11 protein-coding genes are annotated in these 14,822 nt (G+C 72.3%); 5 read left to right on the top strand and 6 right to left on the bottom strand.

Going from position 1 to position 14,822, the window contains the following annotated elements:
- The first annotated feature begins 71 nt into the window (after positions 1–71).
- Complete coding sequence (locus K8612_RS27610; RefSeq protein ID WP_223764478.1) at positions 72–881, top strand: hypothetical protein; 810 nt, start codon at positions 72–74, stop codon at positions 879–881.
- 10 nt (positions 882–891) lie between these two features.
- Here the strand turns inward: K8612_RS27610 and K8612_RS27615 are convergent, their stop codons facing one another.
- The 5 genes from K8612_RS27615 to K8612_RS27635 form a co-directional block, all read right to left on the bottom strand.
- On the bottom strand, positions 892–2,970 hold the full coding sequence (locus K8612_RS27615; RefSeq protein ID WP_223739459.1) for a neutral/alkaline ceramidase: 2,079 nt from the start codon (positions 2,968–2,970) through the stop codon (positions 892–894).
- Between the two features lie 207 nt (positions 2,971–3,177).
- On the bottom strand, positions 3,178–5,205 hold the full coding sequence (locus K8612_RS27620; protein WP_223739460.1) for an ATP-binding protein: 2,028 nt from the start codon (positions 5,203–5,205) through the stop codon (positions 3,178–3,180).
- A 221-nt stretch (positions 5,206–5,426) separates the two neighbouring features.
- Positions 5,427–6,095: an acyltransferase gene (locus K8612_RS27625; protein ID WP_223739461.1), complete on the bottom strand. Its 669-nt coding sequence runs from the start codon at positions 6,093–6,095 to the stop codon at positions 5,427–5,429.
- Between the two features lie 45 nt (positions 6,096–6,140).
- A complete protein-coding gene (locus tag K8612_RS27630) occupies positions 6,141–7,937 on the bottom strand; it encodes a histone deacetylase (protein WP_223739462.1) in 1,797 nt (598 codons plus the stop codon).
- A gap of 115 nt (positions 7,938–8,052) precedes the next feature.
- Positions 8,053–8,781, bottom strand: coding sequence for a phosphatase PAP2 family protein (locus tag K8612_RS27635; RefSeq protein WP_223739463.1), 729 nt, complete (start codon positions 8,779–8,781; stop codon positions 8,053–8,055).
- Positions 8,782–9,158: 377 nt separating this feature from the next.
- On the opposite strand from K8612_RS27635, the gene K8612_RS27640 reads away from it, so the two are divergent.
- From K8612_RS27640 to K8612_RS27655, 3 genes are all read left to right on the top strand, one after another.
- Positions 9,159–10,595, top strand: coding sequence for an HNH endonuclease (locus tag K8612_RS27640; protein ID WP_306799732.1), 1,437 nt, complete (start codon positions 9,159–9,161; stop codon positions 10,593–10,595).
- A complete protein-coding gene (locus tag K8612_RS27650) occupies positions 10,595–11,059 on the top strand; it encodes an SMI1/KNR4 family protein (RefSeq protein WP_223764479.1) in 465 nt (154 codons plus the stop codon). The genes K8612_RS27640 and K8612_RS27650 overlap by 1 nt, the downstream gene beginning before the upstream one ends.
- A gap of 108 nt (positions 11,060–11,167) precedes the next feature.
- On the top strand, positions 11,168–12,574 hold the full coding sequence (locus tag K8612_RS27655; protein WP_223764480.1) for an NAD-dependent succinate-semialdehyde dehydrogenase: 1,407 nt from the start codon (positions 11,168–11,170) through the stop codon (positions 12,572–12,574).
- Here the strand turns inward: K8612_RS27655 and K8612_RS27660 are convergent, their stop codons facing one another.
- Complete coding sequence (locus K8612_RS27660) at positions 12,575–13,699, bottom strand: hypothetical protein (protein ID WP_223764481.1); 1,125 nt, start codon at positions 13,697–13,699, stop codon at positions 12,575–12,577.
- Positions 13,700–13,846: 147 nt separating this feature from the next.
- Between K8612_RS27660 and K8612_RS27665 the strand changes: the two genes are divergently transcribed.
- Positions 13,847–14,821 carry a COX15/CtaA family protein gene (locus K8612_RS27665; protein WP_223764482.1) on the top strand — a complete coding sequence of 325 codons (975 nt, stop codon included), beginning with the start codon at positions 13,847–13,849 and terminating at the stop codon, positions 14,819–14,821.
- Position 14,822: the final 1 nt, after the last annotated feature.

Here is a 14,822-nt window from a genome sequence, read left to right on the forward strand (position 1 = left end):
ACCCCCGCGTCCCAGATGACTTCCACTTCACGACGGAGGAACCATTACCCTCCCACGCCATCATGACTTCCGTGGGAGCAACCCCCGGCCGGACACCTGCCCGGCTCCTCCTGTGCAGCGGCCTGCTCGCGCTGGTGTCCCTCGCCGCCTGCCGGGACCCCGCCGCCGCCGCGGGCACCGCGCTCTTCGTCACCGCCGAGTTCGAGCCCTCCCTCAACCTCACCCGGCTGCGCGTCGCCGCCACCGCGGACGGCGCCTCCGTGCCCACGACCCTGCTGCCCGAGGACTCCAGCCGCGCGCTCGTGAACGGCGAGACGTTCCGCGTCCTCCTGGACGGCGCGGCCCACGGCACCCGGGCCACCGTCCGCGTGGACGGCCTGCGCGACGACGCCATGGTCGCCACCGGCGAGGCCACCGCCACCGTGCGCGACGGCTACGAGGTGGAGGTCACCGTGCGGCTGACCGCCTCCCACGGCGGCACCTTCTGCGTGGACTGCCCGGACGGCTGCTGCCGCGACGGCGTGTGCACGTCCCGCACCGTGCGCACCTGCGGCGTGGGCGGCGTCGCGTGCGAGGCCTGCGACACGGCCCGGGCCGACACCTGCACCGACCGCGGCGCCTGCGGCTGCGGCACCGGCCCCGCCTGCGGCACCAACGCCAACCGCTGCGACGCAGGCCGGTGCTACTGCAACAGCAGCAACGCCTGCGGCCCGGGACTGGCGTGCATCGATGGCGCGTGCCGCTGTGACCCGTCCACCTGCAATGGCTGCTGCGCTGGCAACAGTTGCATCTCCGCGCCCAACAAGGGCCAGTGCGGCAAGGGCGGCGAGGCCTGCAAGAAGTGCGAGAAGCGGTGCAACCCGGACGGCTCCTGCGACTGACGGGCGCGCGCTAGCGCACGGTGAACGGGCGCGAGCTCCCCGAGTACGGGTGGATGCGCCCGTCCCAGCCGGACTTCCAGTTCCCCTCGTGCACCAGCCGGTACGTGCCCGGCGGCGTGTCCCGGGGAATGGGCCACGTGATGCGCACCTGCGAGCACGCGAGCGTGGGCACGCAGTACTCGCGCTGCCAGTGGTACAGCGCGACGCCGTCCCCGTCGTTCGCCACGTCCCGCCACGTACCGTCCAGCTCCCGCCGCTGCACGCGCAGGAAGGTGCCGCCCGTCTTCAGGTCGTTGCGCGGATGGCCGCCCCAGAAGGTGACGCTCGCCGTGTCGCCGCGCGCGTAGGACGCCTTCGCCTCCTCCGCGACGGCGCCGAAGTCCACCCAGAGCAGCTTGTCGTCGAACACCACGCCGGGCTGCAGCCCCACCACCGCCTTGCGCAGGTCGCGCGGCGTGGGGCCGGGCGCCACGGCCACCCCTTCGCGCAAGGAGGCCGCGAGCCCCGCGAAGGACTGCTGCAGCGCCGCCAGCGTCCACGGGCCGAAGTGCGTGGACGCGCCCTCGTAGTCCTGGCGCGCGTACTCCTCGCGGGTGGCCACGTAGCCCGAGTAGGCGTTGGCCGGCCCCGCGATGACCACGTCCGTCACGCCCAGGCCCTGGAGCTGCGCGCGCACCGTGTCGCGCAGCCGGCGGCCCGCCATGGTGGTCATCTCGAAGGGCACCGCCACCAGCGCCAGCGGCCCCACCGTCACCACCTGCAGGGGCAGCACCTCCGGGGACCACGGGTAGGGCTTCATGGTGCCCATCTCCAGGACGATGGGCTTCTCCCCCTGGCAGGGCGTGGTGACGGCGGAGCAGGAGAACTGGCTCCACAGGTCGTGCACGTTCTCGCACGTGGCCCCTTCCGCGCCGAAGCCCGGCCCGTCCTCCGCGCCCGCCAGCATGGACAGGCCGATGGCCGCGGGGCAGGTGCGGTGCTCGCCGCCGTCCGCGAACGCGGGCGCGACGTCCACCGCGTCCATCTTCACGTAGGTGTGCCGGTAGTCCACGCCGCCCATCACCGGCATCGCGGCGTGGGACCACAGGTGCGCGGCGAAGTCGTACTGCTTCTTCGCGGAGATGGCGGCGTCCTCGAAGTCGTTCGCGCCGCCGCCGTTGGTGCCGCCCAGGATGTTGGGCGTGACGTCGCCCTCGTTCGAGTTCGCGAACGCCGCGACGAAGGTGTCCGGCCCTCCGGGCGTCCGTCCGCCCTGCTCCACCTCGAACGCGTGCGCCGCCAGCCCCTTGTTGTCGCCGGTGATGAGGTGGTTGGTGTTGCCGAAGGACGTGGCGTGCACGGCGAACCAGTTGACGAGCCCCAGCTCGCGCCCGTCCGCCCCCGTCATCCGGAGCAGCGTCATGCGCGTGTCCACGTTGCCGGGGTAGCGGACGCGCTCGGACTCGGGGTTGCGCAGGTAGGCCTCCGGCGAGCGGTTGGCGCTGGCGCCGTGCAGGTCGCCCGAGGACAGCCGCAGCGACCCCTCCGCCAGGCGCGCGTTGGCGCGGAGGATGGAGTCCGTGATGCCGGAGACGATGGCCTCGAAGTTCTGGGGCACGAAGCCGAAGGTGGTCAGGTTGTAGAACGTGTAGTGGCTGAAGCCGCCCGGCCCGGAGTGCGTGTGCGTGGCGCTGAGCAGCACGTTGTCGTCGGAGAAGGTGTCGCCCAGCTTCGAGCGCAGCCGCTCCACCACCTGCTGCTTCACCGCCTGGAACACCATGCCCAGGTCCGCGCTGACGAAGGCCACGCGGCGGCCGTTGCACGGCGAGGCGATGACGAACGCCCGCGAGTACAGCCGCTGGTGGATGCCCTCCGTCTTCTGGCCCACCTGCCCGTAGCCCATCATCCCCACCTCCGCCGCGGGGCCGGTGATGTCCGAGCGCGCCGCGCCGATGAGGAAGTTCGCGGAGCCCGCGCACGCGTCCGCCCGCGCCGCTCCCTCCTGCGCGTCCGCCGTGGACAGCCGGGGGGCGGCGCCCGGGCCCAGCGTCAGCACGCAGCCCAGCAGCAACCCGAGCACGGGAGCGAGGCGGGCGTTCAGCGTGCGCATGGCATCCTCCACGGCCTTCCGGAAGGGAAGGCCCCCTGCGGCGGCGGGGCCCCAGCGTGTCGCCGCCGCCCCCTGGAGGGCAGCGCACGCGAGGGCGGGCCGTCCGGCGCTCCACACTCGAACACGGGAGCGCGGCGGATTCAGTCCATTTCGCGGCAGCGGACGGGCGGCCCGCTCCTCCGCACGGACGCGCGGACGCCCAGCCGCTCAGACCTCGAGTGCGGGCCGCGCGGCGACGTGCAGGGTGACGCGGAAGGTGGCGCCGTGGCCCGGCGTGGACTCCGCGGCGATGGTGCCGCCCAGCGCGCGCACGATGGTGTCGCAGATGGACAGGCCCAGGCCGGTGCCCTGGCCCGGCGCCTTGGTGGTGAAGAAGGGGTCGAAGATGCGGCGCAGCAGCTCCGGCGCGATGCCCCGGCCCGTGTCGCGCACCTCCACCAGCACCCGGCCGTCGTCGTCCACGCGGGTGATGAGCCGGATCTCGTGCTCGTCCGTGAAGCCCTCTGGAATCGCGTGCGCGGCGTTGATGACCAGGTTGAGGAAGACCTGGAACAGCTTGCCCTCGTTGGCGCGCACCGTCGGCACGGCGCCGTACTGCTTCACCAGCCGGGCGCGCGGCCGGATTTCACTGGCCGCCATCTGCGCGACGGAGTCCAGCACGCGGTGCAGGTCCACCGCCTCCTCGTGCGCGTCGTCCACGCGGGAGAAGACCTTGAGCTGGCGGACGATCTGCCGCATCCGCTCGGAGCCCTCGCGCGCGTCGTCCAGCACCTGCTGGTACTCCAGCAGCTCCTCGGCGGCCAGGGGCCGGGGCATGGGGCCCAGCGCGCGGTGCAGGAACTCCAGGTTGGAGAGCACGTAGGACAGCGGGTTGTTCAGCTCGTGCGCGATGCCCGCGGCCAGCATGCCCATGGACGCCAGCCGGTCCCCCAGCATGAGCTGCGCCTGCATGTGCTTGCGCTCGGTGAAGTCGCGCGCCACCGTCACGCGCGCGGGCACCCCGTCGAAGAGCACGCCCAGCGTCACCAGGTCCGCGCTCACCACCTGCCCGTCGCGGCGCACCAGCGGCACCTCGTGCGAGCGGGCCGCCAGCGCCCCGTCCTGCGCCTCCTCCAGGTGGCGGCGCGCGACCTCCTGGTCCTCGCGCCGCACCAGGCCCAGCAGGTGCCGGCCCAGCAGCTCCGCCGGGTCCTGGTAGCCCAGGTAGTTGGCCATGGCCGGGTTCACCGACAGGAGCATGCCGTCCGTGGTGTGCACCACCACCGGGTCCGGGAACCCTTCGATGAGCAGGTGGAAGCCGGCCTCCGTGCGGCGCAGCGCCGTCTCCGTGCGCACGCGCAGCGCGTTGGTGGTGTGCTGCTCCAGCGCCAGCGACAGCGCGCCCGCCGCGCCGGACAACAGCTTCACCTCCACGTGCGACCAGGGCCGCGCGTCGTCGCAGTTGTCGAAGCCGATGAAGCCGAACGGCTCGCCGTGCACCAGCAGGGGCAGCACCAGCAGCGACCGGATGCCCTGCGCCAGGAGCACCGGCGCGTTGTCCGCGCCGAAGTCCTCCGGCGAGCCCTGCACGGCCTCGCCCCGGTGGAGCTGCTCCAACTGGGGCAGCGTGAAGGCCTGATCAATGGGCCACGCCTGCGTGTCCGGGTTGTCCAGCTCGCGCGAGATGCCGGGCGCGCACCACTCCGCGCGCTGGGACTGGAGCATCCGGCCAGAGGCGTCGCGGTGGAACTCGAAGACGTAGGCGCGGCTGGCGCCCGCGACGCGGCCCAGCGGCTCCAGGATGGAGCTGTACAGGTCCCCGGCGGACTCCGGCGTGAGCAGCCGCCGCTGCACCTCCACCATCGCGCCCAGGTAGCGCTCGCGCGTGGCGGCGGCCTCCTCCGCCAGGCGGCGCGGGGTGACCTCCACCAGCGTGCCCAGCACGCCGCCCAGGTGCTCCGGGTCCCCCGTCGCGGACAGCTCCACCCAGCGCGGCTGCGCGCCGCCCGTCAGCCGCAGCTCCAGCCGCGAGGGCACGTCCGTGCGCGACAGCGCCGTGCGCAGCAGCACCCGCGCCTGGTCCCGGTCCTCCGGGTGGAACAGCTCCACCAGCGAGCGGCCCAGCCACGCGTGCACGGGCGCGCCGACCAGGCGCTCCCAGGCGGGGGTCGCCAGGACGAGCCGGCCCGCGGCGTCCAGTTCGAAGAGCGCCTCGCGAAGCAGCGACCCGGCGCGCTGGAAACGACGCGTGTCCACGAGGTCGCTCGCCCCGGATGACTGCCCCAGAGCAGCGGCGCTCCCCGTTTCGCGTTGCTCCTGCGCCACCGCGGCCTCCTTCATCACGGATGAGACGGAATGAAACCTGGATTGGAGGGAAACCCACCCGGTGCATCCAGGCCCGAGCCCTCTCTCCGTCTCACCGCGGCCCGAAGCATAGGGCGCTCGAATGTTTCAAAGTCAATGGACCCACCCGGGACTCATGGGTTTCCCTCGGAGTCTGGGGGCTCCCAGCCCCCGGGAATTCCGGAACGTGGGCGTTGACGGCGATCCCCGAGCAGGCGTGCAGGCACGCCACCGACGATGGCCCACGGGGGCACGTCGCGGGTGACGACGGCGCCCATGCCAATCACCGCGTGGTCGCCCACGGTGACGCCGTCGGTGATGCCCGCGTTGGCGCCCACCCAGACGTCCTCGCCGATCACGATGCCCTTCGAGGTGACGGGCTGTTCGCGCACGGGGCGGTCCGGCGCGAGCCCGTGGTCGAAGGCGTAGAGCGTGGCGCCGGTGGCGATGCGGCTGCCCTCGCCGATGCGGATGCCGCACGCGCCGCCGTCCAGGCTGACGCGCGCGTTGAGGCTGACGCGCGGCCCCAGCTCCACGGGCCCGTGCACGAAGGCGTCCGCGCCGATGCTGCACCCCGGCCCGATGCGCACGGTGCGGCCGGGCTCCGCGAAGATGCGCGCCTCCGGGGCGATGAAACATCCTTCGGCGATTTCAACGGTCTCCAGCGCGCGCAGGCGGTCCTGCACCTCGCGCTGCCAGGCCTCCGCCCACTCGCGGTGGCGCGGCTTGAGGCTGAAGTACAGCCACGGCATCCATGACAGCCGCAGCTTGTGTTGTTCACGGCGTCGCGCGTCCAGGTCCACGCGCCCTGACTACCACGGGCCCGGCGTCCGCCGGGCGCCGCGGCGTCACAGGGGCTCGGGCTTCACGGCGGGCGCGGCGCCGGGCTCCGGCGCGGGCTCCACGGTGAAGTGGCAGCGCTCGCGCTCCTGCGCCACGGCCTCCGCGTCCAGGGGCTCGGGGGACAGGCGGCAGAGCATCTCGTCCGGCTCCCACGGGTACGGCCGGCCGTCCAGGCGCACGCGCCCCTCGGCCACGGCGCGCGTGGCCTCCACGAGCGACAGCGCGGACAGGTCGCGCATCAGCGCCTCGAAGCGGCCCTGGCGCTCCGGGGTGGAGAAGTGGAAGCGGCCTCGCGCGACGACGGCCAGGTGGTACCACATGGGCCGGAAGGCCACGCCGGCCAGCCCCAGGCGCTGGGCCATGGCGAGCAGCACCTCCGTCGTCTCGCGCGACAGGCCCAGGCCGGGCACCTCCTGGCCGGGGAGCTGCGGGCGCGTCTCGCTGAAGCGCGCGCGGGGGTGGCGCAGGGACAGCCAGTTGGCGAAGAGGAAGGTCTCCCCCTGGAGCTCCTTCTTCTCCACCACCGAGTCCGACAGCAGGTGCTCGCGGCCGCCCGCGTGGCCCAGCACCATGATGCGGTCGCCGGTGCCGCCGGTGGAGGCCACCTGCACGCGCAGGCGGCTGTAGCCCAGGCGCTCCACGTACGACAGCAGGCCGTAGCGGAACAGGGCGTACTCGATGCCCTGCGCGGTGTAGTGGCCCAGCACGCGCGGCTGCACCTCCGGCCCCAGCCGCAGCGGGCCCTCCAGGTCCTCCAGCGAGAAGGGCTCCCAGTGCGGCGCCTTGCCGGCGGTGTTGCCGTTCTCCGGATCCAGCAGGTGCGCGATGCGCTGGAAGCGCGCGCTCAGCGGATCATAGCGCGCGGTGATGCGCTGGTGGCCCAGCCCCGCGAGCACCAGCACGGTGCCCGCGAACAGCTTCCAGGACTCGGCGTGGTAGCCGCCGCCGGGCAGCCACACGCTGGCGCGTCCCCGCAGCGCGGCGGCGATGGCCACGTCGCGCTTGCGCGCCCCGTGGAGCGAGATGCCCACGCGCCCGAAGCGGTCCCCGGCCAGCACGTCCCCGCCGGCGATGACGAAGGTGATGTCGGAGGCGGGCATCCGCGCGAGCAGGTCCTTCACCTTCTGCACGTAGGTGACGTCGTCGCAGCCGTCCGGCACGCGGGTCTCGTCCACGCCGGGGGGCAGCACGCCCCAGTCACTGCCGGACACGGAGCCGATCCACGTCTTCGGCTGGCCGGCGAGGCACGCGGCGGTGCCGTCCGGCGGGTGCGCGTCCAGGTCCAGCACGGCCACGGAGCCCTCGAAGCCGGAGGCGCGCAGGTCCGCCACGGCCACGGCGATGTCGTTGACGGTGCAGAAGCCGCCGCCCTTGTCCGGGCGCGCGTGGTGGAAGCCGCCGGCCATGTTGACCACGGGCGTCTGCCGCGCGAGCGCCAGCCGGGCCGCGCCCAGCGTGCCGCCGCACACCAGCCGCACGCTGTCCAGGAGCGCGTCCACGGGGACCTCCGACGGGTCGGTGGCGTAGATGCGCGCGAGGGTGGCGGGGTGGGAGAGGGACTCCAGGTAGCGGGCGTCGTGCACGCGCGCGAGCTGCGCGTAGGACACGGGCACGGGGTGGCGCACGTCCGCGGCGCGCACCACGCCGGACTCCAGCAGGTACCAGGTGGTGAAGTCGGTGCCGCGCGGCTCGATGCCCACGGAGGACTCGATGCCGGACAGGGGCAGGCGGTAGGCCTCGTCGTAGAAGACGTGCACCCGGCCGCGTCCCAGGCCCAGCTTCCAGAGCCACGCTTGAATCATCCGCGCCTCGCGGGCGGCTGGGGACGGCGGGCGTTCACGGGGACGAGGGACACGGGGGCGGGCCGGAAGAGGGTGGTGCCCCCTTCATCCTGCGAGGGGGGCGTGGGCGCAAGGCTCATTCCACGGGGCGCTGGGCCTCTTCTTGAAGGGCGGGGCTGCGGCGGCGCACGGTGCGGGCGGCGACGGTGACGGCCAGGGCCCACGCGAGCCCGGCCACCCAGCCGCCGAGCACGTCCGTGGGGTAGTGCACGCCCAGGTACACGCGGGTGCAGCCCACGAGGACGGAGAGGAGCAGGGCCACGGTGAGGAGGTAGACCTTCACGCGGCGGTGTTCGGAGAACTGGGCCAGCAGCGCGCCCAGCGTGAGGTAGGTGATGGCGGACAGCATGGCGTGGCCGCTGGGGAAGCTGGTGGACAGGGTCTCGGTGAGGTGGGGCACCACCGAGGGGCGCGGGCGGTTGAAGAGGCCCTTGAGCAGCGCGTTGAGCATCCACCCGCCGACGATGGCGGCCAGCACGAACAGGCTGGTGCGGTAGCGGCGGGCCACGACGAGGAAGCCGCACACGGCCGCGGTGAGGATGGACAGGACGGGGAAGCCGCCCAGGGACGTCACGTCGCGCGCGCTCTCCGCGAGCCACCACGGGCCCCGGGGGAGCGCGGGGTCTTCGGGACGGCGCAGGGAGCGCACGATGCGCTCGTCGATGTCCTGTGTGTCGCCTTCATGGACCTCATCGGACAGGTAGACGAAGCCCAGGACGCACGCGACCACGAGCAGGAGCAGCCCCAGGGGCCGCGTCACCATCGCATCCCAACCCGACACCCACCGCCAAGGCCCTCGTGACATGGCCGTGACTTAAGACAGCGGGCGCGGGCTGGCCACGGGCTTTTCGCGGCGAGTGTCGGACAGGCTCCAGGTGCTCAGGGAGGCGTGAAGCTTCGAGTCTCTCGGCGGACCCGCCAGGACCAGTCGAAGGCAGACACCATCGAGGACCTTCCGCGCTTCCAAGCACCTCCCGTCCTTCTTGTTGCAACAGCCTTCGTGAGAACGTTCGCCCATGGAGCGGTCGCTGGCTCGCGGCGTACGCCCCTGGACGCTCGGGCCAGCGGGACATTGTCATGGGGGTGTGGCCTGTTATCACCCGGTGACGTTCTCACCGGGAGGCACCCGCACCTGGCCATCGCCACCATCAGCCGGAGGCTCATATGCGATGGCATGGATGGTTGACGCTGGCATGCGTCGTCTTGCTGGCCACTGGCTGTGCATCCGCGCCGTTCGAGCCTGATTCCCCGGACGCCAGCGAGGACGTACTCGCGCCCTTCCTGAAGGGCGCATCTCCCGCGAACTTCGTGGCCATGCAGCGGGGGGTGGACATGGCCCGACTGGTGGATTCGCTCAGTGACTGGGACGCCATCCGCTTGGGAGCCTTGGGCCCGATGGACGCGAAGGCCTCGGAGGTCCTGGGCCGGAAACGCGCGGCCTTTCTCATCAGGGCCACGGAGCAATACGGCGTCGCCCGAGCCGAGGTGTTCGCCCTCTTCGTCCTCCACTCCACGTGCGATGACGAAATGCGTGCCGTGCTCAACTTGCTGGCCCAGGACAAGCACCTGGGCCAGACGCTTGGCGCGATGGCCACGGTCCGCGAGCAATTGCACGAACGCGGCCTGATGATTGAGGCACACGCAGAGCGTCCCGAACGCGGCGGCGATGTCCTCCGGGGCCTGGGAAGGGCCGGCCGCGACGCACTCTCCAGCAGCGAAGTGAGTGCGGGCGCCCGCTACCTGGACCTGTCCTTCAAGCGAGAGCAACTGCCTCAGCCCTACCGCCAGGCCCTGGATGAGGTGGAACAAGCACTCGTGAAGCAGCATTTCTCGGCGGACAACGTAGCGCTCGGAAGTTTCGACCACCTGACCTTTGGCGTACCGCTGGGGTTCTTCCACCTGATGGCGGGAACCGCTCAAGGGGCGTCGTCGCTGGCCGCAGGCAGGTACGAGCAGGCCACGCGCGAGTTGGCGCCAGCAGCGCTGATGGTCGCGATGTATGCAGGCGGCAAGGGCGCACGCGCGCTCCGAGAGTCTCCCAACCCTGTCCTCAGCATGGAGAGGCTGAAGGTCGTCGTGGCTCGGCTGGAGGAACAGCTTGGCATCAATGCAGCCCGCGACGTGCTGCGGTATCTCCAGGCCCGCCGGGAGAACGCCTATCTCGCCGCCGAGTGGGGCGAGGCGGGTGTTCTGGCCCTGCATGAAACCCGAGGCAACGCGGCGAAGGCCCAGGCCATGTTGGCGCAGGCTGAGCACGAGCGGCCACGGACACCGTCGACCCGCACCGACTCCAGCGGTTCGGCAGGAGGCTTCTTCACCGACGCACCCATCCGGAATGCGCACCTCGCCGGGCAGAGACATCCCGTGACCGGGGTACCCTTCGACGCGGAAGGCTACCCTGACTTCAAGGCCGCCGGAGTCGTGCAGGCCGAGGTACGGATTCCCTATAGTGGTTCGCGCGCTGGGGACTTTGCCGCCGCGAACAAGGCCGCGGGCTTGAAGCAAACGCCCAAAGGAATGACCTGGCACCACCATCAGGACCGAGCCACCCTGCAATTGGTTCCCACCGACATTCACGCCCGGACAGGACACACCGGCGGTTTCTCAAGAGGCCCCTGATGGCTCAGCGCATGCGGACGACTGAAGGCGGCCCACCGCTGAGCAACGCGGAGCTCGACTCGTTCGAGCATCGATATGGGCTCAGGCTCCCGCCACCACTTCGCGACTTCCTGCTGGCCACCAACGGTGGCCGTCCGGAGCGCGACCTCTTCAAGCTCCAGGGCGTGCCGGGGAATCCCTTCGGCCGGATCCACTTCTTCTTCGGGCTCAATGACCCCGTCGAGTCCTGCAACCTCGACTGGAACCTGGAGGTCTTCCGGGATCGTCTCCCGCCGGGCCTGCTCCCCATCGCGACGACGGAAGGCGCGGACAAGGTGTGCCTGTCCGTCACGGGCCAGGTGCTCTACTGGGACGCGCATGCCCGGCCGGGCACGGCCAGCGTCCACTTGCTGGCGGAGGACCTCGACAGCTTCCTCTCGGCGCTCCAGTCGGACGCGCTGTCTCCCATCGTCCTGGAGTCCTGAGTCGCGGGCTCGCGGCGTACGCCCCTGGACGCTCGGGCCAGCGGGACATTGTCAGGGGGGTGTGGCCTGTTATCACCCGGTGACGTTCTCACCGGGAGGCACCCGCACATGGCCATCGCCACCATCAGCCCCACCACCGGCAAGACGCTGCGCACGTTCGACGTGCTCTCGTCCGCGGAGCTGGAGCGCAAGCTGCAACGGGCCGCGGACACGTTCCGCTCCTACCGCGAGACGCCCTTCGCCGACCGCGCCCGCTGGATGCGCCGCGCCGCTGAGATCCTCGAGGTCGAGGCCCCCCGCTTCGGCCGCATGATGACGGAGGAGATGGGCAAACCCCTGGAGGCCGCCAAGGCCGAGTCCATCAAGTCCGCCACCGCGTGCCGCTACTACGTCACCCGCGCCGAGAAGCTCCTGCGCGACACGCCCATCGACGTGGATGGCGACACCGCCTTCGTGCGCTACCAGCCCCTGGGCCCCGTCCTCGCCATCATGCCGTGGAACTTCCCCTTCTGGCAGGTCGTGCGCTTCGCCGCCCCCGCCCTCATGGCCGGCAACGTGGGCCTCCTCAAGCACGCCAGCAACGTGCCCCAGTGCGCCATCGCACTCGAAGAACTCTTCCGCACCGCCGGCTTCCCGGAAGGCGCCTTCCAATCCCTGTTCATCGAAACATCGGAGGTGAACCGCGTCATCGAAGACCCTCGCGTGAAGGCCGTCACCCTCACCGGCAGCGAGGGCGCCGGACGCGCGGTCGGCGCCGCCGCGGGCCGCGCCATCAAGAAGGTCGTCCTGGAGCTGGGCGGCAGCGATCCGTTCATCGTCATGCCCAGCGCGGACCTGGACAAGGCCGTGCACACCGCCGTGTCCGCGCGCCTCATCAACAACGGCCAGTCCTGCATCGCCGCCAAGCGCTTCATCGTCGCCGAACCCATCGCCCAGGAGTTCGAACGCCGCTTCGTCGAACGCATGAAGTCCATGGTGGTCGGTGACCCCATGGACCCGAAGACCGACGTCGGCCCGCTCGCCACGCCCGGCATCCTCGAAGGGCTGCACGCCCAGGTGCAGGAGAGCGTGAAGGCCGGCACCCGGCTCCTGCTGGGCGGCAAGCCCCAGGGCGGCCCCGGCAACTTCTACCCGCCCACCGTCCTGGCGGATCCGCCGCCCAAGGCCCCCGCCTTCCATGACGAGCTCTTCGGCCCCGTGGCCACGCTCCTGCGCGCCCGCGACCTGGAGCACGCCATCGAGCTGGCCAACGCCACGCCCTTCGGCCTGGGCGCCAGCGTCTGGACCCAGGACCCGGACGAACAGCGCCGCTTCATCGACGGCATCGAGGCCGGCATGGTGTTCGTCAACGCGCTCGTCGCCTCCGACGCGCGCCTGCCCTTCGGCGGCGTGAAGCACTCCGGCCACGGCCGCGAGCTGGCCGACCTGGGCATCCGCGAGTTCGTCAACGCCAAGACCGTCCGCATCACCGGCGCGTCCGGCGCCCCGCAGCCGTCGAAGCACGCGGGCGAATAGTCAGCGCGTGCGCACCCGGCCATCCACGGGCGCGCCGTGCACCTCTTCCAGCGCGGACGTCACCGCGTCCACCTCCGCGCCCAGTTGCTCCACGCTGTGGCGCAGGCCCGCGCCCGCCACGTCCGCGTCCGCCGCGTCCGCCGAGCGCACCCGCAGCACCTGGGCGTAGAGGTTCTCCAGCGTGTACGCCAGCCGCGTGAACTCGGCCTCCAGCCGGTCCGCGGACTTCGTCAGCTCCGCGCGCTGACGCACCTGCTCGTCCAGCACCTGCAACGCCGCGCGCAGCCGGTCGCGCACCACCACGTCCTCCTCCGCGGCCTGGCGCGTCTCCAGCTTCTGGCGCTCGTCCGCCAGCCGCCGCACGTCCTCCGGCGGCGCCACCGTGCGCAGCTCACGCTCGCGGCGGACGAGCTCGTGGCAGCTCTTGCGCAGGTCCTGCACGGTGCGCTCCGGCGAGCGCACCATCTCCTGCAACACGCCCCTGCCCGCGCGCAGCTCCGCGAGCAGCTTCTCGCAGACGGCGTCCACGCGCGTCAGGCGCGGATCCGCGGGCGCCTCCGGCACCTTCGCCTGGGCCGGCGCCGGCGCGGACGGCTCCTCCACGCGCGTCAGCAGCGGGTTGTTGCTCGGGCGCAGGTGCTTCGCGGCGCCCCTGAAGAACGCGAGCGCCACGAACACCAGCCACCAGTACTGCTGCGGCAGCCGCACCACCGTGGCCACGCAGGCCAGCGCGACGATGAGCTGCCCCACGCCCACCACCGGGTTGCGCGAGGCCTCCTCCCGCGCCGCCTTCTCCGCGCGCTTCGCCTCCCGGTGCGCCTGCTGCTGGGCGAGGTACGCGTCGCGTTTGGCCTGCCGCTCCGCGCGGCGCAGGGCGTCCTTCGACTCGCGCTCCCACTGCTTCTCCCATCGCTGGCGCTCCCGCTCCGCGCCGCGCTCCCACTCCCGCTCCCAGCGGTCGCGCTCCTTGTCGGTGGGCAGGCGGCCCATCCGGCGCACCCACGCCTCCAGGGCCGCGTCCTTGCGCGCGCGGCCTTCCTCGATGGCCGCTTCCAGCCGGCGCAGGCGCTCGGCCGCGTCGTGGGGAGGCGAGGAGGCAGGGGGCGCTTCGCGGTCTCGGGGCACGAGGTGACGCTAACAACTTCCCCTGGGGTTGGGGACTGTCGCGGGTGGCCCCATAAGCGCAGGTGTTGAGCCATTGGCGCGCGGCGGGCGGCCGGACGCGGGCGCGCGGTGGTCCCCTGTGAACGGATGCGGTACTGGGAGGGCACGATGACCCTTCCCACCGCCGCCACCCGCCGCTTCCAGTGGTTCAGCCAGGGCGTGCTCCTCTACACCCTGGGCGTCATCCTCTGGGGCGCGTTCGTGCGCGCCACCGGCTCCGGCGCGGGCTGCGGCGACCACTGGCCCGTCTGCAACGGCGAGGTGGTGCCCCGCGCGCCCTCCCTCCAGACGCTCATCGAGTACACCCACCGGCTCACCAGCGGCCTGGCCACGCTGCTCGCCGTGGCGCTCTACGCCTGGGGCCGCCGCGAGTTCCCCAAGGGCCACCCGGGCCGCAAGGCGGCGTTCTGGGCGCTGGTGTTCATGCTCACGGAGGGCCTGGTGGGCGCGGGCATCGTGCTGCTCAAGTACGTGGCGCAGGACGCGCGCCTGGGCCGCGCGGTGTGGATGGGCGTGCACCTGACCAACACCTTCCTCCTGGTGGGCGCGCAGACGCTGGTGGTGTGGGCCTCCAAGGGCCGCGCGCGCATGGCGCTCCGGGGCCAGGGCGCCGTGGGCGCGCTGCTGGGCGGGAGCATCGTGGGCATGCTGGTGCTGGGCATCAGCGGCGCGGTGGCCGCGCTGGGCGACACGCTCTTCCCCGCCACCAGCCTCGCGCACGGCTTCCAGCAGGACCTGTCGGAGACGGCGCACGTGCTCCTGCGCCTGCGCGTGTTCCACCCGGCCATCGCGGTGGCCATGGGCGCGCTGCTGGTGTTCGGCGGCCGTCAGGTGGCGCGGCTGCGGCCCTCGCCGGACGTGCGGCGCGCCGCCGCGTGGCTCACCGGCGTGTACGCCGCGCAGTTGTGCGCGGGCGTCATCAACCTGGTGCTGCTGGCGCCCGTGACGATGCAGCTCGTGCACCTGCTGCTCGCGGACTGCGTGTGGATGTGCGTGGTGCGGCTGTGCGCGGCGGGGCTCGCGGAGGACGCGCCGCGCCTGGAGCCCGCCGCCGGGCCCGCCTCCCACGTGGAGCCGGTGTAGC

The organism is Corallococcus sp. AS-1-6 (assembly GCF_020037015.1).
Taxonomy (GTDB): domain Bacteria; phylum Myxococcota; class Myxococcia; order Myxococcales; family Myxococcaceae; genus Corallococcus.